This is a genomic window from Anaerotignum propionicum, assembly GCF_024461735.1.
Lineage (GTDB): Bacteria > Bacillota > Clostridia > Lachnospirales > Anaerotignaceae > Chakrabartyella.
Genome location: NZ_JANGAD010000054.1, coordinates 1 through 219 on the forward strand (window position 1 = coordinate 1; position 219 = coordinate 219).

At 36.1% G+C, this 219-nt stretch carries 1 protein-coding gene; it reads left to right on the forward strand.

What is annotated here, in order from left to right; translation table 11 throughout:
* Positions 1–219: hypothetical protein (locus NE558_RS14370; RefSeq protein WP_256150850.1), on the forward strand; the 219-nt coding region annotated here is incomplete at both ends.

Consider the following 219-nt stretch of genomic DNA (forward strand, 5'->3'; position numbering starts at 1 on the left):
GCTTTGCTGGTGTTTTTTATGCAGAGGCACAAATGGGAAAAGAGGAAGACAAAACTATTACCATAGCGAAAATTGAATTGCATCGGGAACCATTGGCAGTGGGGATTTTAACCAAAGATTTATTTGGAAAGACAACGATGGATTCTCAAATGTATTTGGAAAAATTAAATGATGGTGTAAATATGTATATGTCATATGATGGACAGTGGACAGAGATGA